20 protein-coding genes and 1 pseudogene are annotated in these 21,479 nt (G+C 65.0%); 6 read left to right on the forward strand and 15 right to left on the reverse strand.

Features of this window, described 5'->3' with window-relative positions:
* Positions 1-19 precede the first annotated feature (19 nt).
* The 3 genes from BSL82_RS06145 to BSL82_RS06155 all read right to left on the reverse strand — a co-directional run bounded on the left by BSL82_RS06145 (position 20) and on the right by BSL82_RS06155 (position 2,292).
* Positions 20-1,207: a zinc-dependent alcohol dehydrogenase gene (locus BSL82_RS06145; RefSeq protein WP_072596495.1), complete on the reverse strand. Its 1,188-nt coding sequence runs from the start codon at positions 1,205-1,207 to the stop codon at positions 20-22.
* Positions 1,207-1,794 (reverse strand): SRPBCC family protein, encoded by a 588-nt coding sequence (locus BSL82_RS06150; protein ID WP_072596496.1) that lies wholly within the window; start codon positions 1,792-1,794, stop codon positions 1,207-1,209. The genes BSL82_RS06145 and BSL82_RS06150 overlap by 1 nt, the downstream gene beginning before the upstream one ends.
* Before the next feature lie 114 nt (positions 1,795-1,908).
* The gene (locus BSL82_RS06155; RefSeq protein ID WP_072596497.1) at positions 1,909-2,292 is read right to left on the reverse strand and encodes a hypothetical protein; all 384 of its coding nucleotides are present in this window, start codon (positions 2,290-2,292) and stop codon (positions 1,909-1,911) included.
* A gap of 277 nt (positions 2,293-2,569) precedes the next feature.
* On the opposite strand from BSL82_RS06155, the gene BSL82_RS06160 reads away from it, so the two are divergent.
* Together BSL82_RS06160 and BSL82_RS06165 are read left to right on the forward strand one after the other, a co-directional pair.
* Positions 2,570-3,070, forward strand: a complete 501-nt coding sequence (locus BSL82_RS06160; protein ID WP_072596498.1) for a hypothetical protein — start codon at positions 2,570-2,572, stop codon at positions 3,068-3,070.
* Positions 3,070-3,549 (forward strand): DUF421 domain-containing protein, encoded by a 480-nt coding sequence (locus BSL82_RS06165; protein WP_072596499.1) that lies wholly within the window; start codon positions 3,070-3,072, stop codon positions 3,547-3,549. Before BSL82_RS06160 ends, BSL82_RS06165 begins: the two co-directional genes overlap by 1 nt.
* 3 nt (positions 3,550-3,552) lie before the next feature.
* On the opposite strand, the gene BSL82_RS06170 is transcribed toward BSL82_RS06165, so the two are convergent.
* Together BSL82_RS06170 and BSL82_RS06175 are read right to left on the reverse strand one after the other, a co-directional pair.
* On the reverse strand, positions 3,553-4,569 hold the full coding sequence (locus BSL82_RS06170; RefSeq protein ID WP_072596500.1) for a glycosyltransferase family 4 protein: 1,017 nt from the start codon (positions 4,567-4,569) through the stop codon (positions 3,553-3,555).
* Complete coding sequence (locus BSL82_RS06175) at positions 4,569-6,164, reverse strand: alpha-amylase family glycosyl hydrolase (protein ID WP_072596501.1); 1,596 nt, start codon at positions 6,162-6,164, stop codon at positions 4,569-4,571. The genes BSL82_RS06170 and BSL82_RS06175 overlap by 1 nt, the downstream gene beginning before the upstream one ends.
* Before the next feature lie 173 nt (positions 6,165-6,337).
* Here BSL82_RS06175 and mazG point away from each other — a divergent pair, with 173 nt between their 5' ends.
* Positions 6,338-7,108: a nucleoside triphosphate pyrophosphohydrolase gene (gene mazG / locus BSL82_RS06180; RefSeq protein ID WP_226998650.1), complete on the forward strand. Its 771-nt coding sequence runs from the start codon at positions 6,338-6,340 to the stop codon at positions 7,106-7,108.
* Between the two features lie 15 nt (positions 7,109-7,123).
* On the opposite strand, the gene hflX is transcribed toward mazG, so the two are convergent.
* The 7 genes and pseudogenes from hflX to dusB form a co-directional block, all read right to left on the reverse strand.
* Complete coding sequence (hflX, locus tag BSL82_RS06185) at positions 7,124-8,443, reverse strand: GTPase HflX (protein WP_072598628.1); 1,320 nt, start codon at positions 8,441-8,443, stop codon at positions 7,124-7,126.
* A gap of 11 nt (positions 8,444-8,454) precedes the next feature.
* A pseudogene (hfq, locus tag BSL82_RS06190) lies at positions 8,455-8,694 on the reverse strand (RNA chaperone Hfq); the annotation flags it as partial.
* A gap of 118 nt (positions 8,695-8,812) precedes the next feature.
* Positions 8,813-10,204 carry a nitrogen assimilation response regulator NtrX gene (ntrX, locus tag BSL82_RS06195; protein WP_072596503.1) on the reverse strand — a complete coding sequence of 464 codons (1,392 nt, stop codon included), beginning with the start codon at positions 10,202-10,204 and terminating at the stop codon, positions 8,813-8,815.
* Positions 10,194-12,470: a sensor histidine kinase gene (locus tag BSL82_RS06200; protein WP_226998651.1), complete on the reverse strand. Its 2,277-nt coding sequence runs from the start codon at positions 12,468-12,470 to the stop codon at positions 10,194-10,196. The genes ntrX and BSL82_RS06200 overlap by 11 nt, the downstream gene beginning before the upstream one ends.
* 56 nt (positions 12,471-12,526) lie before the next feature.
* Complete coding sequence (ntrC, locus tag BSL82_RS06205) at positions 12,527-13,972, reverse strand: nitrogen regulation protein NR(I) (RefSeq protein WP_072596504.1); 1,446 nt, start codon at positions 13,970-13,972, stop codon at positions 12,527-12,529.
* Positions 13,969-15,108: a two-component system sensor histidine kinase NtrB gene (locus tag BSL82_RS06210; protein WP_072596505.1), complete on the reverse strand. Its 1,140-nt coding sequence runs from the start codon at positions 15,106-15,108 to the stop codon at positions 13,969-13,971. Before BSL82_RS06210 ends, ntrC begins: the two co-directional genes overlap by 4 nt.
* On the reverse strand, positions 15,084-16,097 hold the full coding sequence (gene dusB, locus BSL82_RS06215; protein ID WP_072596506.1) for a tRNA dihydrouridine synthase DusB: 1,014 nt from the start codon (positions 16,095-16,097) through the stop codon (positions 15,084-15,086). The genes BSL82_RS06210 and dusB overlap by 25 nt, the downstream gene beginning before the upstream one ends.
* An 82-nt stretch (positions 16,098-16,179) precedes the next feature.
* On the opposite strand from dusB, the gene BSL82_RS06220 reads away from it, so the two are divergent.
* Both BSL82_RS06220 and BSL82_RS06225 read left to right on the forward strand, forming a co-directional pair.
* Entirely contained in the window at positions 16,180-17,343 is a 1,164-nt protein-coding gene (locus tag BSL82_RS06220; RefSeq protein WP_226998652.1) for a bifunctional 2-C-methyl-D-erythritol 4-phosphate cytidylyltransferase/2-C-methyl-D-erythritol 2,4-cyclodiphosphate synthase, read from the forward strand.
* Positions 17,340-17,870 (forward strand): CinA family protein, encoded by a 531-nt coding sequence (locus BSL82_RS06225; RefSeq protein WP_072596507.1) that lies wholly within the window; start codon positions 17,340-17,342, stop codon positions 17,868-17,870. Before BSL82_RS06220 ends, BSL82_RS06225 begins: the two co-directional genes overlap by 4 nt.
* Here BSL82_RS06225 and BSL82_RS06230 read toward each other — a convergent pair.
* Both BSL82_RS06230 and lipA read right to left on the reverse strand, forming a co-directional pair.
* Entirely contained in the window at positions 17,798-18,292 is a 495-nt protein-coding gene (locus tag BSL82_RS06230) for a type II toxin-antitoxin system RatA family toxin (protein WP_072596508.1), read from the reverse strand. The genes BSL82_RS06225 and BSL82_RS06230 overlap by 73 nt on opposite strands.
* A gap of 1 nt (position 18,293) precedes the next feature.
* Complete coding sequence (gene lipA / locus BSL82_RS06235) at positions 18,294-19,211, reverse strand: lipoyl synthase (RefSeq protein WP_072596509.1); 918 nt, start codon at positions 19,209-19,211, stop codon at positions 18,294-18,296.
* 67 nt (positions 19,212-19,278) lie between these two features.
* Here lipA and BSL82_RS06240 point away from each other — a divergent pair, with 67 nt between their 5' ends.
* Positions 19,279-19,962 (forward strand): carbonic anhydrase, encoded by a 684-nt coding sequence (locus tag BSL82_RS06240; protein ID WP_072596510.1) that lies wholly within the window; start codon positions 19,279-19,281, stop codon positions 19,960-19,962.
* A gap of 67 nt (positions 19,963-20,029) precedes the next feature.
* Here BSL82_RS06240 and lpdA read toward each other — a convergent pair whose 3' ends face one another.
* Positions 20,030-21,427 carry a dihydrolipoyl dehydrogenase gene (lpdA, locus tag BSL82_RS06245; RefSeq protein ID WP_072596511.1) on the reverse strand — a complete coding sequence of 466 codons (1,398 nt, stop codon included), beginning with the start codon at positions 21,425-21,427 and terminating at the stop codon, positions 20,030-20,032.
* Between the last annotated feature and the right edge of the window lie 52 nt (positions 21,428-21,479).

Raw genomic sequence — 21,479 nt, forward strand, 5'->3', positions numbered from 1 at the left:
CGCCATCAGGGCAAATCTCCTAATGCAGCGAGGCCGCGCCCGTTTTCAGTACGATCTTGGTGGCTTCGTTCTGCTCGTCGTGGAACATGCGATAGCCCTCGGCCGCATCTTCTAGCGGCATGCGGTGGCTAATGAGGAAGGTCGTATCGATCTTGTCCTCCAGGATCGCGGCAAGAAGCGGCTCGGTATATCGCTGGACGTGCGTCTGCCCTGTCTTCAGCGTCAGGCCCTTTTCCATCAGCGCGCCCAGCGGGAACTTGTCGACGAAGCCGCCATAGACCGCGGGCATGGAGACCCGGCCGCCCTTGCGGCAGGCGATGATCGCCTGTCGGATCGCGTGGATTCGATCGGTCCCGAGGTAGGTGGACGCCTTGATCTGATCCACCACATTGTCGACGAAGAGACCGTGGGCCTCCAGCCCCACGGCATCGATGCAAGCGTCGGGACCGATGCCGCCCGTCATCTCCATTAAGACGTCATAGGTTTTCGCTTCCTCATAATTGATCGTCTCCGCGCCGAACGTCTTCGCCAGCGCGAGCCGCCGGGGGAAATGGTCGATGGCGATCACCCGCTCCGCCCCCAGCAGAAACGCCGATTGAACGGCGAACAGCCCCACCGGGCCGCAGCCCCATACGGCCACCGTATCGCCCGGCTCGATCTCGCAATTTTCGGCGGCCATCCAGCCGGTCGGCAGGATGTCGGACAGGAACAGCACCTTGTCGTCATCCACGCCGTCGGGAACGACGATCGGCCCGACATCGGAGAAGGGCACCCGGACATATTCCGCCTGCCCGCCCGCATAGCCGCCGGTCATGTGCGAATATCCGAAGAGGCCCGCCATGGGATGGCCGTAAAGGGTCTGGGCGATGTCCTGATTGTCGGCGGGGTTGCCGTTGTCGCAGCCCGAATATTGCTGTTTCGAGCAATGATAGCAGCGTCCGCACGAGATGGTGAACGGAACCACCACGCGCTGACCTTTCTTGAGCGTGCTGGCCGAGCCGGTGTCCACCACCTCGCCCATGAACTCGTGCCCGAGTATGTCCCCGGCCTTCATCGTGGGAATATAGCCGTCATAAAGATGGAGGTCCGATCCGCAGATCGCGGTCGACGTGACCTTGATGATCGCATCGCGCGGATTGATGATTTCAGGATCGTCCACCGTGTCCACGCGGACGTCGTGCTTTCCATGCCATGTAAGTGCCCGCATCACCCGATCTCCTGCTGGTGTTGCGCCCTGGTGCGCGCGGAGGTGGCGATCTCGCCCGCCTCCAAAAGCTGTTTCAGCCGCCTCAGGTCGCGCCGCGCCTGGATCGCAGGTTCGCGCTGGAACAGCTTGGCGATGAGCTTGCCGACTGCTCCGGCCGGCGGATCATATGCGATGGTCGCGGTGACGATGGTGCCGCGATCACCCTGGGCATCGCGAAAATCGACGCGGCCCTCGTTGCGGATATCCGCGCCTTCCACCGATTGCCAGGCGATGTGCTGCCCTTCCGCCTCGTCGGTGACGACGGCCTCCCACTCCACCGTCCTGCCCGCCGGGGCCTTTACCACCCAGTGAGAGCGGCGGCTGTCCAGCACCTCGACCCGTTCGACATTGTCCATGAAGGAAGCGAGGTTGGAGAAATCGCGCCAGAAGGCGAAAACTTCATTTCGGGGGCAATCGATCGTGACTGCGGCCGCAGTGAATGCGTCGCTTTTCGTCTTTGCCAATTCTTGGCCATCAACATCGATGTTCTGCTTCGGGGAAGACAAAGAGGCATCGTCCCCGCTTTCGCGGGTTGGGGTCGTCGCCATTTTATTTCTCCTGAAGGGTGATCGCCTAACCATCTTGCCCGCGACCCGTTCCCGAAGAATCGGTGGGGCGAGTGGGATCGCCGGGCAGTGATTGCATCTGCGGCTGGCGGCCGCCTATGCGGCCGCGCGCGCCGGCAAGGTGCGTCCCGTCGTCCGGTCCAGCCCGCGAGCCACCCAGATATCGAGCGCCGTCGCGCCGGCAACGACCGCCAGCGCCCCCAGGGCCACGCGGTTCCCCGGCGACTTGCGGGCGACCAGCCCGAGCGCGCCCAGATCCATCGCGTCGCCGAGCACGCGGTGCCACATGCGGGGCGCGTGCGCCGGGCTCTGGATCAGGCCAACCCCGGCGGCGATTTCGCGGCCTCCGAAGGCGCGCACGATGTTGCCGCGCTTCGGCACGTCCAGCGTGCGGGCGATGCGCCTCGCACCGAGCAGTTCCAGCGCGCCGAGGGCAAGCGAGAAATAGCCAAGACCAAGACTTATCTTCTTGTAATTCACGATAGTTCTCCCGCGCAAAGGATTGTCGTCGACCAAAATGAAAAAGGCTGAACCGGCGACCCGGACCGGCCGGACCTGTGCTGTTCTTGCGCCATTGTTATCGGAACCTTTGAAGGCGGATTTGGTTCAAGGCGGAACACATCCCTCGACAGGGCGATGATTTCCATACCGGAACCATCACGAGCGGCGGCCGTTTTCCAGACCGGCGACGCAAGCGCCCGGAAGGATGACGAGCAGGCTATTGAACCGTCCAACGTCCCGAGAACTTCCAGATGGGATGGCCGACCGTCACGCCACGGCGGGCGGGAGCTTCAGAAGAAATCGGGGTTGGCTGGCCTTTGTCGTGCTTTCGCTGTTGATGGCAGGGGCGCTGTCCGGGCTGCTCGGCGGCGTTCACAACCGGGACTTGAGCATCGATACTCCGGCAGCGGCAATGCGCGTCCATGCGCCCGCCGTGCTGCGCAACGGGGAGTTCTTCGAGTTTCGTGTCCAGATTACGGCCCGGCGCGACATTGCCGAGCCTGTGATCACCATCTCCGCCCCCTATTGGCGGGACGTCACGATCAACACCATGGTCCCCGCCCCCGCGGAAGAGACGTTTTCAGGTGATGCGTTCCAGTTCAAATACGAGGCGCTGAAGGCCGGCGACCGGCTGGAAATGAAGATCGACGGGCAGATCAATCCCGCGCGGATGGGCGGAAGCAGGGGCCTGGTGTCGCTGCTGGACGGCGAGACCCCGGTCGCGCAGACGCCCATCGAACTGACGGTGCTTCCCTGATGGATATCGTCATCCGCGCGACCGTGATGTTCGTGGTGCTGTTTGTGCTGCTGCGCCTGCTCGGCAAGCGCGAACTGTCGCAGATGACGCCGTTCGAGCTGGTTCTGCTCATCGTGATGGGCGATCTGATCCAGCAGGGCGTTACCCACAATGATTTCAGCCTCACGGGCGCAACGCTGGCGATCGGCACCTTTGCCTTCTGGGCGCTGGTCCTCAGCTGGTTGAGCTATCGCTTTCCCCGGGCGGAGCGGCTGCTGGAAGGCGAACCGCGCATATTGATCCGCGACGGCGAAATATTGAGGGAAAATATGAAGCATGACCGGATCACGCCAAGCGAGCTGGAGGCCGAGATGCGCCTGGCGGGGATCGCGCGGACCAGCGATGTCGCCTGGGCAATATTGGAGACGGACGGAAAGATCAGCTTCATCGGCAAGACGGGGCAGCGACAGGCCAGCCAGCAGGACGAGAAGTCGGTTTAGCCGTCAGCGCCGCGAGGTCAGAATCTCCTCGTACAGCGCGATATATTCGTCGGCCATGCGGTCCACCGAAAAGCGCTTCACCGCCGCCGCGCGGCAGGCCCGCCGGTCGATCCGGTCGATCTGGCCGATGGCTGCGATCGCCTGATCCAGATTATTCACCAGAAACCCGGTCACGCCGTCCTCGATCAGTTCGGGCATCGACCCGCGCCTGAAGGCGATGACGGGCGTGCCGCAAGCCAACGCCTCCACCACCGACAGGCCAAAGGGCTCGTCGAAGTTGATGAGATGGAGCAGCGCCCTTGCGTTCCCCAGCGTTGCGGCACGCGCCGCGCCGCCCACCATGCCGATGTGGCGGACGCTTTCACCGTCGAGAAAGGGCAGCACCTGCCGGTCGTGATAGGCCTGATCCTGAACGATCCCGGCCATGGTCAGGCTATGGCCCGTCGCCCTTGCGGCGGCAATGGCTTCCGCCGCGCCCTTGTCGGGATGGATGCGCCCGAAGAACAGCAGATCCTCGCCCCCCGCCGAGTTGAAGGGAAAGTCCTCCAGCCGGATGCCGTGATGGATCGTCCGGGCATAGCGAAGCGCGGGATGGCGGTCGGCATCGCTGATCGAGACATAGGTGCCGCGATCATTATAGCGCGCATAGACCGGCACGATCCGCTCCGACGAAAAGCCGTGGATGGTCGTGACCATCGGCGTCGACACCAGCCGCGAAAAGGCGAGCGGAACGAAATCCGCCTGGTTGTGGAGAATGTCGAACGCGCCCGCATGTTCAAAGAAATTGGCGATGTGCTGGATTTCCAGAACCTTTGCGTCGGCGCTCGGCTCTTCCGAATAGCCGCGCGGGACGACGGCCTGCAATTTGCCGGAAGTGATGGAATCGGCGGTTGCGAACAGGGTCACGTCCAGCCCACGCGCGACGAGCGCTTCGGTCAGAAGGCTGGTGACAAGCTCCCACGGGCCATAGCCGCGCGGGGGTGTTCGCCAGGAGATGGAACCGAGCATCCCGACCCGCATCACGTCCTGCCGTCCATGATCAGCAGCAGGCCTTCGTCGGCGCGCAGCCCGCCAGCCGGAGAGACGGGCTGGCCGTCCGCAATCGTGGTGAGCAGCGGGCGAAAGCCAGTGACGTCCACCGGCAGCGGCTGGTCCCTGCCCGACAGGTTCAGGATGATGCGCATATGCTCGCCCTCATGATGGCGATCATAGCTGAGGACATCGCCCGAGGCCCGCACATCGGCGCATTCCCCGATGGACAGCGCGGGATGCCCACGACGCAGCCGGAGCAGACGCCGGTACAGATGCAGCATCGAGCCTGTGTCCCCAAGCTGCGCCTCCACATTGCGGCTTTGCCAGTCCGAATGGAGCGGCAGCCAGGGCGTTCCTTCCGAAAAGCCGCCGTTCAGCGAGGCGTCCCATGCCATTGGCGTGCGGGATGGGTCCCGCCCAAGGCCGAGGCCCGGCTCGCGCAGTTCGCGCGGGTCCTTCAACTGATCGGGCGGTATCGTCACCTCGCCGATCCCGATCTCGTCTCCCTGATAGAGCGTGGGCGTGCCACGCAGCGTCAGCAGCAGCATCGCCGCGACCCGCGCCTGTGCTTCGCCCACCCTTGCCGCCATTCTTTTCGCGTCATGGCTTCCGGTCACCCAATTGGGCCAGCCGTGCGCCGGAAGCGCCGCTTCATAGTCGAGGATGAACCGGGCGATGGCTTCGGCGTGCCAGTCCGATTCCACCAGCTGGAAATTGAATGGCAGGTGCACGCCGTCGCTCTCGTTACCGTAATAGGCCATCAGCCGGGGGAGCGGGAGGAAGATTTCCCCGATCAGCACCCGCTCGTCGCCGCCGTCATAGCTATCGGCGATCCGCCTCATCTCGCGGATGATCTCGTGCGTTTCAGGCTGGTCGGTGGAATGAAGCTGCAGCACCTTGAACTTCTCTCCCATCGTGGGGTGATAGTCCGGGTTCAACGGATTGTCGGGGAGGCCCGCCGCCTTCACGATGTGCCACAATACGTCGATCCGGAAGCCGTCCACCCCGCGATCCAGCCAGAACCGCATGGCGTCGAGCATGGCGGCGCGCACATCGGGATTGCGCCAGTTGAGGTCCGGCTGCTCCTTTAGAAAGGCGTGGAGATAATATTGGTCGCTTGGGCCGTCATATTCCCAGGCCGACCCGCCGAAATCGCTGGTCCAGTTATTGGGCGGGCCGCCACCGGGCGCAGGGTCGCGCCAGATGTACCAATCCCTTTTGGGCGATGCGCGCGACGAGCGGCTTTCGACGAACCAGGGGTGGCGGTCGGAGCTGTGATTGGGCACGAAATCCATCAGCAGCTTCAGGCCCCGCTGATGGACGGCGGCAATCAGCGCGTCGAAATCGGCAAGCGTCCCGAACATCGGGTCGATGTCGCGGTAATCGGCGACGTCATAGCCGAAATCGGCCATGGGCGAGGGATAGACGGGCGAAAGCCAGACCGCATCCACGCCGAGATCGACCAGATGATCGAGCCGCCGCGCGATGCCGCTCAGATCGCCGACGCCGTCGCCATCGGAATCCTGAAACGACCGGGGATATATCTGGTAGACGCAACCGCCTTCCCACCAACGCTTCGTCAAGCCAGCCTCCAGTCGCGGGTGAAGAAGCGATCAATACCGCCATTGGTTCCTCATCACCATCAGGGTTCGTATTCGGCAGGGTTCGGACCCGGCTCCTTGCGCGCCGGGCGTTCAGTTCGTACCACGCCGCAAGGTCAGACAGTCGCTCATTCTCACAAGCGAGGCGTTTTCCAGTGCCAGACAAGCCCACCGCCGCCGACCTTCAGGCCTTGTGCGAGGTGATGCGCCGCCTGCGCGATCCGGAGAATGGTTGCCCATGGGACGTGCAGCAGGATTTCGCCTCGATCGCGCCCTACACCATCGAAGAGGCCTATGAGGTGGCGGACGCCATAGAGCGCCGCGATCTGCCCGCGTTGAAAGACGAACTGGGCGACCTTCTGCTGCAGGTCGTCTATCACAGCCAGATGGCGTCGGAAGCCGATGCGTTTTCCATAGACGACGTGATTTCCGCGATCACCCACAAGATGATCCGCCGCCACCCGCATGTGTTCGGCGAGGGCGAAAGCGCGGGTTGGGAAAATATCAAGGCGGCCGAACGCGCCTCCTCAAGCCAGCACGGCGCGCTTGAAGGCGTGGCGCTGGCCCTGCCCGCGCTGAAACGCGCCGAAAAGCTCCAGAAGCGGGCGGCGCGCGTCGGGTTCGACTGGCCCGACGCCAACGGGCCTCGCGACAAGGTGCTGGAAGAGCTTCAGGAACTGGACGAGGCCGCATCCCACGATCACCGGATCGAGGAATATGGCGACCTGCTTTTCGCCATGGTCAACCTCGGGCGGCATCTGGCCGTCGACGCGGAAAGTGCGCTGCGCCATGCAAACGCCAAGTTCACCCGCCGCTTTCAGGCGATGGAGACGCTTGGCGGCGACGGATTTGCCGATCTTTCGCTTGAGGAAAAGGACCGGCTTTGGATGGAGGTCAAGGTGCGCGAGAAGCGCGACGCGATATAACCGCGCCGATCGGCATTAGGTCCTGACGGCCAAGCGCGCCTCGAAACGCCGCCGGTCCACGTCGCTGAGGCGCACGTCGACAGACCGGGTCGTCCCGTCCTCGCTCGCCTCCTCACGGACGACCGTGCCATGGGCGCGAAGCCACGCCAGACCCTCGCCGTCGCTGGAGGAGAGCTGAATGCGATGGACCCTGGCGGCCGCGGTCAGCCGGTCGGCGACGGCCGTAATCAGCCGCTCCAGCCCTTCTCCCGTGAGCGCGGACTGGGCGACCACATCGTCGCGGCGATCTGCCTCCGCCACCAGCGCAGCGCGCCGATCTTCATCGACCCGGTCCAGCTTGTTCCACGCTTCGATCATCGGCACGGCATCCGGCCCACCCGAGCGGACGCCCAGCGTGCCAAGCACCTCTTCGACATCGGCGGCTTGCGCGTCGCTGTCGGCATGGGAAATGTCGCGCACATGGATGATGAGGTCGGCGCTAAGGACTTCTTCCAGCGTGGCCCTGAACGCGGCGACCAACTGCGTCGGCAGGTCCGACACGAAACCGACGGTGTCGGACAGCATCACCTTGTCATGGCCCGGCAGCCGGATGGCCCTGAGCGTCGGGTCGAGCGTGGCGAACAGCAGGTCTTCCGCCATCACATCCGAGCCGGTGAGCCGGTTGAAAAGCGTGGATTTCCCCGCGTTGGTATAACCCACCAGCGCCACCACCGGCCATGGCGCGCGCTGCCGCCGCGAACGGTGGAGGGTCCGCGTGCGCTTGACGCCCTCCAGTTCGCGCCGGAGCTTCGCCATGCGATCGCGGATCAGCCGCCGGTCGGTCTCGATCTGGGTTTCGCCCGGACCCCCCAGGAAGCCGAAGCCGCCCCGCTGGCGCTCAAGGTGGGTCCAGGAGCGCACCAGCCGGCTCGCCTGATAGTCCAGATGGGCAAGCTCCACCTGAAGCGTGCCTTCGCGCGTGGCCGCCCGCTCCCCGAATATCTCGAGGATCAGCCCGGTCCGGTCGATCACCTTTGCGCCAAGCGCCTTTTCAAGGTTGCGCTGCTGGATAGGGCTGACATTGCCGTCCACGACGACAAGTTCCGCCTCATGCCCCGCGACGGTCGCCGCAAGAACTTCCACCTGTCCGGTGCCGAACAGGGTGGCCGGGCGCGGGCTGCGCACGCGCACGACTTCAGCCCCGACGATGTCGAGGGAGATGGCGGCGGACAGACCAACCGCCTCCTCCAGCCTCGCTTCGCCGGAACGCCTTCCACCCGCTCCAAGATCGGGAACCACGACGAGCGCCCGTGCCCCGCGTGCAATGCCCGCATCATCGGTGCGGGCGATGGTTATATCGGTCAATCGTCAGCCTTGCTGTCGATCTCCGCAAGGTTGATCGGGCTTGCCGGCATTACGGTGGAGATCGCATGCTTGTAGACAAGCTGCGAATGTCCATCGCGGCGGAGCAGCACCGAGAAGTTGTCGAACCAGGTGATCACGCCCTGGAGCTTCACTCCATTGACCAGGAACATGGTCACCGGCGTCTTCGTCTTGCGGAGAGTGTTGAGAAAAATGTCCTGAAGGTTGTTGGACTTGTCGGCCATAGTTAGGCTCCTTTGTTGGCAGGCTGCTCTGGCCCGCAATTGCGCCGTGGATCGGCGACGAAACGCTTCGACACCTTCGAAGCAAGTCTATCATAGCATGTTGCGGTTGCGAAGAAAGCTATTCCTCTTCTTCCTCCCGTTCATTTTCGGTGAGCCCCAGCGCCTTTAATTTGCGGTGAAGCGCAGACCTTTCCATGCCGATGAACGCGGCTGTCCGCGAGACGTTTCCCGAAAATCGCCTGATCTGCGCTTTCAGATATTCGCGCTCGAAGGATTCCCGCGCCTCCCGCAGCGGCGTGGCGATAATGGATTTGACCGCCTGTTCGGGCGAAAGCCGCTCCTGATCGCTCAGCACCTCGGCGGGCAGGAGATCGGGATCGATCCGGCCGAGCCGCTCCGGCGGGGTGAGAATCAGCGTCCGTTCCACGACGTTCCGGAGTTGCCGGACATTGCCCGGCCAGTCGTAGGACTGCAGCGCGGCAACCGTCTCCGATGCCAGTTCGGGCACCGGCACACGCCGTTCGGCGGCGTAGCGCGTCAGGAAATGGTCGATCAGCGGCATGATGTCGTCGCGCCTCTCCGACAGGGCGGGAAGATGCACCGGCACCACGTTTAGCCGATAGAGCAGGTCCTCGCGGAACCGGCCGTGCGCGATCTCGTCCTGAAGATCACGCGCGGTGGAGGATATGACCCGGACGTCCACCTTAACCAGGCGGCTGCCGCCGATGCGGGAGAAGGTCTGCTCCGTCATCACCCGCAGGATCTTGCCCTGGGTGGTGAGTGGCATGTCGGCGACCTCGTCGAGGAACAGCGTCCCGCCATGCGCCTGTTCCAGCAGGCCGGGGCGGACAAGCTCGCCGCCTTCCTCCTTGCCGAAAAGCTGCTCTTCCACCCATTCAGGCTCCATCCGGGCGGAAGAAACGACGATGAAGGGGCCATTGGCGCGCGCGCTCCAGAGGTGGAGGATTCGCGCCGCGACTTCCTTGCCCGCGCCTGCGGGACCGCTGATCAGAACACGGCTGCCGGTAACGGCGACTCGCTTCAACGTCGCCCGGACATTGTTGATGGCGGGGGAATTGCCGGTCAGTTCCTCATCGGCCCCTACCCTGCTCCTGAGCGTCTCGTTTTCTCTCCGCAGCCGGTCGGTCTCGGTCGCCCGCGCGACCACCAGCACAAGCTGGCTGGCCTCGAACGGCTTTTCCAGAAAGTCCGACGCGCCGCGCTTGATGGCGGTGACCGCCGTCTCGATATTGCCATGGCCGGAAATCACCACCACCGGCAGCGTCGGATCGCGCTGCTTGATCTCGGCGAGCAGGTCCAGCCCGTCCAGCTTCGAACCGTGAAGCCAGACGTCCAGCAGGACGAGCGAGGGGCGGCGCTCCGACAGGGCGGTGAGCGCGTCGTCGCTGTTCGCCGCACTTCGCGTCTGATAGCCCTCGTCTTCAAGGACGCCGGCGACCAGCTCGCGGATGTCCGCCTCATCGTCGACGATCAATACTTCAAGAGCCATCAGCCCTCCGGTTTGTTTGTTGTTCTTCGGGATTGTCGTTCGTCGGGTCCGGCTCGTCGCGCGCGGCCGCAAGCAGATGCATGTCGAATGTCATGCGGGCGATCGTTCCGCCGCCGGGCCGGTCCAGAAACTCGAGGTTTCCGAAATGCTCCTCGACGATCTTCTTGACGATGGCGAGGCCCAGCCCCGTTCCGCGCATGCGGGTGGTGACATAGGGCTCGGTGATGCGGTCCCGCTCGCGGGGAAGGCCGACGCCGTCGTCCAGCACCGAGACGACAAGCCTGCCGGCTTCCTGCGCGATCGCGATTTCCACCGAGCCGGCGGCGGAATCCGTCTCGCGCCTCGCTTCCACCGCCTCGGTCGCGTTCTTCACGAGATTGGTGAGCGCCTGGGCGATCTGCCGCCTGTCGCACACCAGCACCGGCGCAGGTTCGCCCACCGTCACGCGATATTCGATCGCCGGATGCGCCACCTCGTGCAGGAACAGCGTCTGGCGGGCGATGTCCAGCACCGGCTCCTCGCGGAAGACCGGCTTCGGCATGCGCGCGAAGGACGAGAACTCGTCCACCATCCGCCGGAGGTCGCCCACCTGCCGCACGATCGTTCCCGTCAGCCGCGCGAAGGTCTGCGGATCGTCGTTGATCTGCCCGCCGTATTTCCGTTGCAGCCGTTCGGCCGAAAGCTGGATGGGCGTCAGCGGGTTCTTGATTTCGTGCGCGATGCGCCGGGCGACGTCCGCCCAGGCGGCGCGGCGCTGGTCCGCAAGCTGCTGCGAAATGTCGTTGAAGGTGAGGACATGGCCCCCCGCCACTTCCACCAGCTTGACGGCGAGCGTCTGCGTTTCCAGCCCGCGTTCGATCTGGACGATCATCTCGCCCTGTCCGGCGTCGATGATCTGCGCCAGCTCGGGCGCGGCATCGGCCAGCGGCTTGCCGACAAGCGCGCCCTCCTCCGCCTCCAGCAGCACTTCCGCCGACCGGTTGGCGAGCTGAATCCGGCCGTCGCCGTCCACCGACAATATGCCGGCCGTCACCCCGGCCAGCACGGCCTCGGTGAAAACGCGGCGGTCATCGAGCTGATCGTTGGCGGTGATAAGCTGCCGCGTCTGCGCCTGAAGCTGGGTCGTCATCCGGTTGAAGGCGCGCGCCAGCGTTCCGATCTCGTCGGGAGAATGCCTGACGGAGACGCGGGCCGACAGGTCGCCCGCGCCGACGCGCTCGGCCGCGGTCACCAGCCTGCGGATCGGGCTGACCAGCCGGTTGGCGAGCCAGAGCGCCACCCAGATGGAAATGGCGAGGATCAGCAGCGACACGACGAGCAGGATGATGTTGAACCTGAGTTCAAGTGCGCGCGAACGAGTGACGAGCGTCTTGTAATCGCTCAGCGCCGTCTGGGTGCGCGCCACCTGCGCCAGCACCAGCGGGTCCACCTTGCGCGAGACATAGAGGAACACGGGCGTTTCGGGATCGAGCCGGATCAGCGCCTCCACCCGATCCCCCGCATCGGTGATGACCCGGGCGGAGCCGGTCGAGACGGCGCTGACGTCCTGGGGGCGGATACGGCGGTCCAACGGTCGCCGGTCGAGATTGGCCCCCGCGATCAGGTTCAGCTCGCCGTCCGCCTGGACGACGACGGCCGCCTCGGACAGGTTGCGGGCCGCCACCTGCCACGCAAGGCCCTGCGCAAAGCTTTGCGATTCAAGGCCGAATTCCTGACCATAGCCGCTTACGTCGCTCGCCATGGCAAGCAGATCGTTGACGATGCGCTGCTTGTTCTCCTGCACATAGGCCTGTGCGACGCGGTCGGCGTTTTCGAGGACGGTCTGCGCGCGGTCGGAAAACCAGAACTCCACGCCGTACTGGAAAAGCATGGATGCGAAGATCACCACCAGCAGGCTTGGCACCGCGGCGACGACCGAAAACAGCGCCACCAGCCGCACATGGAGCCTGGCCCCCGCCGTGCCCCGCCTGCGATGCCCGACAAGCAGCGCCAGCCGCCGGGCGATCAGCGTGATAAGCACCATCAGCGGCGTGAGATTGGCCACCAGCAGCACGGTGACGAGCGACGGCGGCAATCCGGCTGCGGGCGCGCGCACGCCCGTGACGATCGCATAGCTCGCGAGCCCGATCACCACGGCGACGACAGCCGTTGCGATTTCCACACGCGGATAGAGATCGACGCGCGACACCATGCGGCTCAGCCGCCTGCGGGCGCGCCTCCACGAGCGCCGTTTCTCGGCATCGGGCCTGATCCCCGGATTTTCCATGCCTGCACCTTAGCAACAGTGCGTTGCATGTAAACAACACCCGGGCGACAGCCAGCCTATCCCATGCGACGGACGGTTGGCGCGTCGATGCCGCGTTCGGCCAGCTTCTTGCGCAAGGTGTTGCGGTTCATCCCCAACAGCCGGGCGGCGCGGACCTGATTCCCGCGCGCGGCGGCCAGACTCAGCAACAGCAGCGGCGGCTCGATCTCCGCCAGCACGCGCTCATAAAGGCCGTCCGGGGGAAGCGACCGGTCATAGGCGGCGAACAGCCGCGCAAGATAAAGCTCCATGGCCTCGCCGAGCGAGCCGGCCGTCTGCCCCAGACTCTCCTTGTTCTCAACGCCTTCCAGCAGCCCTTGCTCCACGGCGCCGGCGGTTATCGCCTCCTCGCGGCTGAGGGCGGCAAGGCGACGCATCAGATTTTCGAGTTCCCGGACATTGCCCGGCCAGGGGTGCGCCATCAGCCGGTTGACGGCATCGGGGTTCAGGGTCTTGCGGGGCAGGCCGAGCGCCGCCGCCTGATCCAGGAAATAGCGCGCAAGCTCGGCAATGTCGTCCGCGCGGGCCCTGAGCGGCGGAATCCGGACCGGCACGACGTTCAGGCGATAGAACAGATCCTCGCGGAACTGCCCTGCCTCCACCAGCTTGCGCAGATCCTTGTTGGTCGCGGCGATGATGCGGACGTCGGCGCGGATCGCGCGCGCGCCGCCCACGGTGGTGAACTCTCCAGATTGCAGGACGCGCAGCAGCCGCGTCTGCGCATCCATGGGCATGTCGCCGATTTCATCCAGGAACAGCGTGCCGCCCTGCGCCTGTTCAAACCGGCCGGATGTGCGCGCCTGCGCCCCGGTGAACGCGCCCCGTTCATGCCCGAACAGCTCGGATTCGATCAGCTCGCGCGGAATGGCCGCCATGTTGATGGCGACGAAGGACTTCTTGCTGCGCGGGCCGAGATCGTGAATGGCGCGGGCCACCAGTTCCTTGCCGGTGCCGGATTCTCCCAGGACCAGCACGGTGAGGTCGTTCGGCACGACGCGCGCGATCGTGCGATAGACCTCCTGCATTGCGGCCGACCTGCCGATCAGCGGCAATGGCTCGTGATGGTCGTCGCCCTCCGTCGAGCTCTCTTCCTTGCGGGAGAGGACGAGCGCGTCCTGAACGGCGCGCGCCAACTCATCCAGATCGAACGGCTTCGGCAGATATTCGAATGCCCCCCGCTCGGTCGCGCGCACCGCCGTTGCAAGCGTGTTCTGGGCCGACAGCACGATGACCGGGAGGTTCGGATAGCTGCTGATGATCTCCGGCACCACGTCAAGGCCGTTGCCGTCGGGCAGCATGACGTCGGTGACAAGCACCTCACCATAGCCTTCGGCAAGGGCGAGACGCATCGAAGCAAGGTCCGGCACGGCCCTCACCTCATGCCCCGCCTGCTTCAACGCCTCGCTCACCACGGTGCGGATCGCCGCGTCATCATCGACGACCAGAATCTTGCCGGGGCTCATTTGCGCGGTTCCAGATGACGGGGCAGCAGGATGCGGAATACCGTGCGGGCGGGCCGGCCCTCGCGCGCATATTCCACCACGCCGCCATGATCTGCCACCAGCTTGGCGACGAGAGCAAGGCCAAGCCCGCTTCCCTTTGGCTTGCTGGTGACGAACGGCTCGAACAGATGATCGACGACATCGGCGGGCGCGCCCGGTCCGGTATCGATCACGCACACCTCGATCGGGAGAGACAGCCGCCCCCCGTCCGGTCCGGTCACGCTATAGCCGTGGCGATAGGCGGTGGTGACGACAATTTCGTCCCCGCTGCCCGGCAGGCCGACAGCTTCGGCCGCATTCTTCAACAGGTTGAGGAATATCTGGATCAGCCCGTCGCGGCTGCCGCTCACCTCGGGAAGCGACGGATCATAGAGTTCGCGCACCGTCAGATCCCGCGCGAAGCCGCTCTTGGCGATCTCCCGGACATGACCCAGAATGGCATGGATGTTCTGCGGCTCGTAAAGCACGGGCCGGTCGTCGGTGAACCCTTCCATCCGGTCAACAAGCGCTGTGATTCGATCCACCTCGTCGCGGATCAGCCGGGTGAGCGATTCGGCGGATTTGGGGGCCGCCCGCTCCAGCAACTGCGCCGCCCCCCTGATCCCCGACAGCGGATTCTTGATTTCATGAGCAAGCATCAGCGCCGCGCCGGTTGCCGCGCGGGCGGCCCCCTTGCCAACGGCGTTGCGGTCGATCAGCGAGGTGGCGGCGCGGGCGTGCATCGCGACCACCCGCCAGCCCGGACGCTCCACCAGCGGCGAGAGCATCAGGTCGGCGCGATGGCGGCGGCCTTCGACCGGCTCGATCTCCAGGCCATAAACGGCGACGCCAGCATCCTCGGGCTTTGACGCGGGCGCTCTGGCCAGCATCGCTTCGGCTTCCGGGATAAGCTGGGCGAGCGTGACCTGCGAAAGCGAACTCTGGCTGCGGTTGAACAGCGTCTCGGCCGCCGCATTGGCCAGCCGCACGCGGTTTTCACTGTCGATCACCAGCACCGGCGTGGGCAGCGAAAACAGGACTTCGACCGCCGACGGCGAGGAGTCACCGCCCCCGAAGGGCCACAAAACCGCGCTCAGGCGGCCTGGGCGCACAGCCATGGTTCATAGAAAAGGTGGAGCATCTGAAGCACGGCGCGGCTGCTCTCTTCCTGATTGACGCGGTTCCGGAAGTCGGCCGATCCGGGCAGGCCCTTTGTGTACCAGCCGAGATGCTTGCGCGCGAGATTGACGCCGGTGTGCTCGCCATACAGGCTCAGCATCGCCTCATAATGCTCGACGATGACGCGGTATTGCTCGTCAAGCGACGGGTCGGCCAGACGCTCCCCGGTTTCGAGCCACCGCATCAACTGCCCCAGAAGCCAGGGCCGGCCATAAGCGCCCCGCCCGATCATAACGCCGTCCGCACCCGACTGGCGAAGCGCAGCATCGGCATCCTCGACGGAACAGATGTCGCCATTGACGATGACGGGCACCGACACGGCCTGCTTGACGTTTCGGACGAACGCCCAGTCGGCCTCGCCGCGATACATCTGGCAGCGTGTGCGGCCGTGGACGGTGATGAGCTTCACGCCCAGATCCTCGGCGATGCGGGCCAGTTCAGGCGCGTTGAGGCTGGCGTGATCCCAGCCCATCCGCATCTTGAGCGTGACCGGAAGATCGACCGCCTTCACCGTCGCCTCGATCAGCGACGCCGCCAGCTTCAGGTCGCGCATAAGGGCGGAACCGGCGTGGCCGTTGACCACCTTCTTCACCGGGCAGCCCATGTTGATGTCGATGATCGCCGCCCCCCGGTCGGCGTTGAGCTTCGCTGCCTCCGCCATCACATGCGGCTCGCACCCGGCAAGCTGCATCGACACGGGATGCTCGATGGGGTCCCACTCCGCCTTTTGCAGCGACTGGCGAGTCTCGCGCACCATCGCCTGGCTTGCGATCATCTCCGTCACGGTCAGGCCGGCGCCATAGCGCTTCACGATCGCGCGGAAGGGACGGTCGGTCACCGCCGTCATCGGCGCAAGAATGACGGGCGTCTCGACGCGCACCGGCCCGATGTCGATCGGCCGGAGAAGGGGCTGGTTTGTGGATCTCACGCAATCTGCCTAAAAAACGGGCACCCGCCCTTAACGCGAAACGTGCTGGCGGGCAAGGGAACGAACCGCTAGACCGCGCCGCGTGAACAGGGATTCGACAGGGCGGGTTGTTGCTCTGCTCGTGGCGGCGGGGCGCGGGGCGCGTTCCGGACTTAACGGGCCGAAGCAATACCACCGGATTGGCGGCAGGGCCGTGCTTGCGCACGCCGTTGCCGGCCTTGAAGCCTCGAGCGTGGTCGACACCATCATTCCGGTCATCCATCCGGACGATATAGAACTTTACGAGCGCGCGACCGCCGGGCAGAGCCTCGCCGCTGCCGTGCATGGCGGGGCGACGCGGCGTGAGTCGGTGCTGGCGGGGCTGGAGGCGATCGCCGCAAGCGGCGGGGCTGATGTCGTGCTGATCCATGACGCCGCCCGGCCATTCATCCCGGGCGAAGTGGTTGCCCGTCTGCTTCAGGCGCTGCGGGCCTCGGATGGGGCCATTCCGGTGCTGCCGGTGGTCGACACCATCATTCGCGACGGCGTCAACATCGACCGGGCGGGATTGACGCGGGTGCAGACGCCACAGGCTTTCCGCTTCGATTCCATTCTTGCCGCCCATCGCGCCTGGACCGGGAGCGAGCCGACCGACGACGCCGAAGTTGCGCGCGCGGCGGGCCTCAGGGTAGCGGAGGTTGCCGGGGATGAAATGCTGAAGAAACTGACGGCGCCGGACGATTTCGGCTGGGCCGAACGGACCATTACGGCGGCGATGACGACGCGCACCGGCATGGGATTTGATGTCCACGCCTTTGGCGAGGGCGCTTCGGTGTGGCTGTGCGGCGTCGAAATCCCGCATAGCCGGGGCCTCGTCGGCCATTCCGACGCCGATGTGGGGCTGCATGCGCTGACCGACGCCCTGCTCGGCGCGGTGGGCGAAGGCGATATCGGGACGCACTTCCCGCCCTCCGAGCCGCGCTGGAAGGGAGCCGCCTCCCATCTGTTCGCCGAACATGCGCGGGACCTGATCGGCGCGCGCGGCGGCGTGATCGATCATGTCGACGTGACCCTGATCTGCGAGGAACCTAAGGTCGGCCCGCACCGCGCCGCTATGCGGGCGCGCGTGGCCGGCATGTTGCAGGTGGACCCGCACAGGGTTAGCATCAAGGCGACGACGACCGAACGGCTTGGCTTTACCGGCCGCCGCGAAGGCATTGCGGCGCAGGCCATTGCAACCATTCGCCTGCCAGACAAGTTGGAATGAACATGATCTCCGAGGACCTGATCGAACTCGCCCGGCGCGTCCTGGATGCGAACAGGGCCGCCGGCAAGCGCATAGCCGTGGCCGAATCCTGCACAGGCGGCCTTGTTTCAGCGGCGCTTACCGAACTTCCGGGCGCGTCCGACGTGTTCGAGGCGGGATTCGTCACCTATTCCGATCAATCGAAAGAGGAAGTCCTGAACGTCCATCGCGACGTGCTCGACACATTCGGGGCGGTTTCGATCGCCGTCGCCTGGGCGATGGCCCAGGGCGCGCTGGCGCGGAGCAATGCCGATGTGGCCGTCGCGATCACTGGCATCGCGGGGCCGGACGGCGGCTCGGAGAAGAAGCCGGTCGGGACGGTGGTGTTCGCCCGCGCGCGCCGTGGCGCGGACCCGAAAGAGGTGATCGCCGATCTCCAGACCTTCGAGGACCGGGGACGCCACGAAATACGCCGTCAGGCGGCGCTGTGCGCGCTTGAACTGCTGCTGCCGGAAGCGCCTTCGCCGGACACCGCGCCCGCCGCATAGAGCTTGTTCGCCCGCGCCTCGAACGCCTTCACCATCTTGCGCAGCGCCTCATCGAAGAAGCGGCCCGCCAGCGTGTCCAGCATCCGGTTGCGGAACGCGAACTCGACGTTGAAATCGACGATCGACCCGCCCTTGCCGTCGGGCTGGAACCGCCAGTCGTTGTGCAGATATTTCATCGGCCCTTCGATATATTCCACATCGATCGAACCGGGGCGGTCCAGCGTAACGCGCGACGTGAACTTTTCCCGCAGCGGGCCGAAGCCGACGAGCAGATCGGCCAGAATCTCCTGCTCGGTGCGCGACCGGATGCGAACGCCCACCACCCACGGCAGGAATTGCGCATAGCTTCCGATGTCCGACACCAGATCGAACATCTGATCGGGGCTGTAGGGCAGTTCGCGAGTCTCGGAATGCTTCAACACGTCAGCGCTTGGCCAGTTGCGCCTCTCGCGCCGCCTTCAACCGGGCGAAATCTTCCCCCGCATGATAGCTGGAACGGGTGAGCGGCGAGGCCGAGACGAGCAGAAAGCCCTTGGCGCGCGCGATGGAGGCATAGGCGTTGAACGTTGCCGGAGTCACGAAATCGGCGACCTTGGCGTGGCGCGGCGTCGGCTGGAGATACTGGCCGACGGTCAGGAAATCGATGTCGGCCGAGCGCATGTCGTCCATCACCTGGTGGATTTCCATGCGTTCCTCGCCCAGCCCGACCATCACGCCCGATTTGGTGAAGATGGTGGGATCGAGCTTTTTCACCGTCTCCAGCAGCCGGAGCGAGGCATAATAGCGCGCGCCGGGCCGGATGGTGGGATAGAGCCTCGGCACGGTTTCAAGATTGTGGTTGTAGACGTCCGGCCGGGCCGTGACGATCGCCTCTATCGCGGCATCCGCCTTGTTGCGGAAATCGGGCGTCAGAATCTCGATGGTCGTATCCGGCGTGGTCCGCCGCAGCGCCTCGATCACCTTCACGAACTGGCTTGCGCCGCCATCGGGCAGATCGTCGCGATCCACCGATGTGATGACGATATGCTCAAGCCCAAGCTCGGCCGCCGCATCGGCGACATGCTGCGGCTCCTGCGAATCGACCGCGCGGGGCATGCCCGTCTTGACGTTGCAGAAGGCGCAGGCGCGGGTACAGACATCGCCCAGAATCATCACCGTCGCGTGCTTCTTGGTCCAGCACTCGCCGATATTGGGGCAGGCCGCTTCCTCGCAGACGGTCGCCAGCTTCAGGCGTCGCATCAGCGAACGGGTCTGGTCGAAGGCCGCGCCGACGGGGGCTTTGACACGAATCCAGTCAGGCTTGCGCTGACGCGGTGCGGGCGGGATGAGGTTGGTGGCCATATGAATGCGAGATAGGCGTTTCGATCGCCTCTTGCCACCCCTCTTTGCCCGCGATACCGGATGTCGCATGAATGGCATCGATGATCTTGTCTCCGGCTACCGCCGGTTCCGCCGGGGCGCCTATTCCACCCAGCGCGCCCGTTTCGACGTTCTCGCCAACCAGGGCCAGTCGCCCAAGGTGATGGTGATCGCCTGTTCCGACAGCCGCGTCGACCCCACCATGATCTTCGACAGCGGACCGGGCGAAATGTTCGTGGTTCGCAACATCGCCAATCTCGTCCCCCCGTTTGAAACCGGGGGCGGACGGCATGGCGTGTCGGCGGCGCTGGAGTTTGCGGTCACCCAGCTTGAGGTGAGCGACATCGTCATCCTTGGCCATGGCGGCTGCGGCGGCGTGAAGGCATCGCTGAGCGAGGCGTTCAAGGACGCAAAGCCCGGCGAAGGCGGCTTCATCGCCCATTGGATCGACCTTCTCGACGAAGAGCGGGACCGGGTCCGCGCCGCCGCCGCGCTGCACCCCGACCTTGACGCACAACGGGCGCTGGAACAGGCGGCCGTTCGCGTCAGCATCCGTAACCTGCGGACCTTCCCCTGCATTCCGGAGCGCGAGGCCGAAGGCAGGCTGACGCTGCGCGGGGCCTATTTCGCGATCTCCGACGGAATCCTGCACCTTCTGGACACGGCGACGGACAGGTTCGAACCCGTGCCTCTCAACTGGACGGCGGGCGACGACGACGGAAGCGGCGACTGAGCGTTCCGTTCTCCCGAAGTCCTTGAATGTCGTCATGCTGAACCAGGTTCAGCATGACGAATGTCCATCAGAAATGCAGCGCGCGGCCATAAGCGCCGAGCACGCTTTCATGCATCATCTCGCTCAGCGTCGGATGCGGGAAGACGGTGTGCATCAGTTCCGCCTCGGTCGTCTCAAGCTGGCGGGCGACGACATAGCCCTCAATGAGTTCCGTCACTTCCGCGCCAATCATGTGCGCGCCCAGCAACTCGCCCGTCGCCTCGTCGAAAACGGTCTTGATGAAGCCTTCCGCCTCGCCGAGCGCAATCGCCTTGCCGTTGCCGATGAAGGGGAACTTGCCCACCTTCACCTTGCGGCCGCCCTCCTTTGCCTTGGCTTCGGTCAGGCCCACGGACGCGACCTGCGGGCGTGAATAGGTGCAGCCGGGGATGTTGCCCTTGTCCATCGGGTGAACGCCCTTGTGCCCGGCGATCGCTTCGGCCGCGACAACGCCTTCATGGCTCGCCTTATGGGCCAGCCAGGGCGGGCCGGTGACGTCGCCGATCGCCCAGATACCGTCCACATTGGTGCGGCCATAGGGATCGGTGTCGATATGGCCCTTGGTGGATTTCACCCCCAGGGCCTCCAGACCGATGTTTTCGGTGTTGGGCGCGATGCCGATGGCGACGATCGCGTGGCTGAACTCCTGGTTCATGACCTTGCCGTCCGCGCCCTTGATCGTGGCCTTGACGCCGCTGCCCGTCGCTTCCAGCTTTTCGACGCCCGCCCCAGTCAGGATCGTCATGCCCTGCTTGGTGAGCGCCTTGGCCATGAAGTCCGACACTTCGGCGTCTTCCACCGGCAGGATACGGTCCAGCATCTCCACGATCGTCACGTCCGCGCCCATGTCGGAATAGAAGCTTGCGAACTCCACCCCGATCGCGCCCGATCCGATGACCAGCAGCTTCTTGGGCATTTCCGGCGGCACCATCGCGTGACGATAGGTCCAGATGCGCTTGCCGTCCGCCTTGGCGAACGGCAGGTCGCGCGCCCGCGCGCCAGTGGCGATGATGATGTTCTTTGCCTCAAGCTCCGTAGTCTTTCCATCCTTGGCGACGGAAAGTCTGCCCTTGGCGACGATCTTCCCCTCGCCCTCGACGACGGTGATCTTGTTCTTCTTCATCAGGCCCTTGACGCCCGAATTGAGCTGCCCGGCGACCTTGCGTGAGCGGTCGACCACCTTCGCCAGATCGAACGACGGCTTTTCCACCGACAGGCCATAGGCATCGGCATGGGTGATGTAGTGATAGACCTCGGACGACCGGAGCAGCGCCTTGGTGGGGATGCAGCCCCAGTTAAGGCAGATTCCGCCCAGCTTCTCCCGCTCGACGATGGCAACCTTCAGCCCGAGCTGTGCGGCGCGAATGGCGGCGACATAGCCGCCCGGTCCCGATCCCAGGACTACAAGATCAAAGGTGTCAGCCATGATTTTCCCTTTTGTCGTCGCCTTATCCGGCATCCCGCCGGAGCGACCAACT

It is taken from the genome of Tardibacter chloracetimidivorans, assembly GCF_001890385.1.
In the GTDB taxonomy this organism is placed as follows: domain Bacteria; phylum Pseudomonadota; class Alphaproteobacteria; order Sphingomonadales; family Sphingomonadaceae; genus Tardibacter; species Tardibacter chloracetimidivorans.

Bases quoted from the DNA above. Each gene is read 5' to 3' on its own strand.
- BSL82_RS06145 (WP_072596495.1), bottom strand. From the start codon at position 1,207: ATGCGGGCACTTACATGGCATGGAAAGCACGACGTCCGCGTGGACACG.
- BSL82_RS06150 (WP_072596496.1), bottom strand. From the start codon at position 1,794: ATGGCGACGACCCCAACCCGCGAAAGCGGGGACGATGCCTCTTTGTCT.
- BSL82_RS06160 (WP_072596498.1), top strand. From the start codon at position 2,570: ATGGCCGACCGTCACGCCACGGCGGGCGGGAGCTTCAGAAGAAATCGG.
- BSL82_RS06165 (WP_072596499.1), top strand. From the start codon at position 3,070: ATGGATATCGTCATCCGCGCGACCGTGATGTTCGTGGTGCTGTTTGTG.
- BSL82_RS06170 (WP_072596500.1), bottom strand. From the start codon at position 4,569: ATGCGGGTCGGGATGCTCGGTTCCATCTCCTGGCGAACACCCCCGCGC.
- ntrX (WP_072596503.1), bottom strand. From the start codon at position 10,204: ATGGCTCTTGAAGTATTGATCGTCGACGATGAGGCGGACATCCGCGAG.
- BSL82_RS06200 (WP_226998651.1), bottom strand. From the start codon at position 12,470: ATGGAAAATCCGGGGATCAGGCCCGATGCCGAGAAACGGCGCTCGTGG.
- ntrC (WP_072596504.1), bottom strand. From the start codon at position 13,972: ATGAGCCCCGGCAAGATTCTGGTCGTCGATGATGACGCGGCGATCCGC.
- BSL82_RS06210 (WP_072596505.1), bottom strand. From the start codon at position 15,108: ATGGCTGTGCGCCCAGGCCGCCTGAGCGCGGTTTTGTGGCCCTTCGGG.
- BSL82_RS06225 (WP_072596507.1), top strand. From the start codon at position 17,340: ATGAACATGATCTCCGAGGACCTGATCGAACTCGCCCGGCGCGTCCTG.
- lipA (WP_072596509.1), bottom strand. From the start codon at position 19,211: ATGGCCACCAACCTCATCCCGCCCGCACCGCGTCAGCGCAAGCCTGAC.
- BSL82_RS06240 (WP_072596510.1), top strand. From the start codon at position 19,279: ATGAATGGCATCGATGATCTTGTCTCCGGCTACCGCCGGTTCCGCCGG.
- lpdA (WP_072596511.1), bottom strand. From the start codon at position 21,427: ATGGCTGACACCTTTGATCTTGTAGTCCTGGGATCGGGACCGGGCGGC.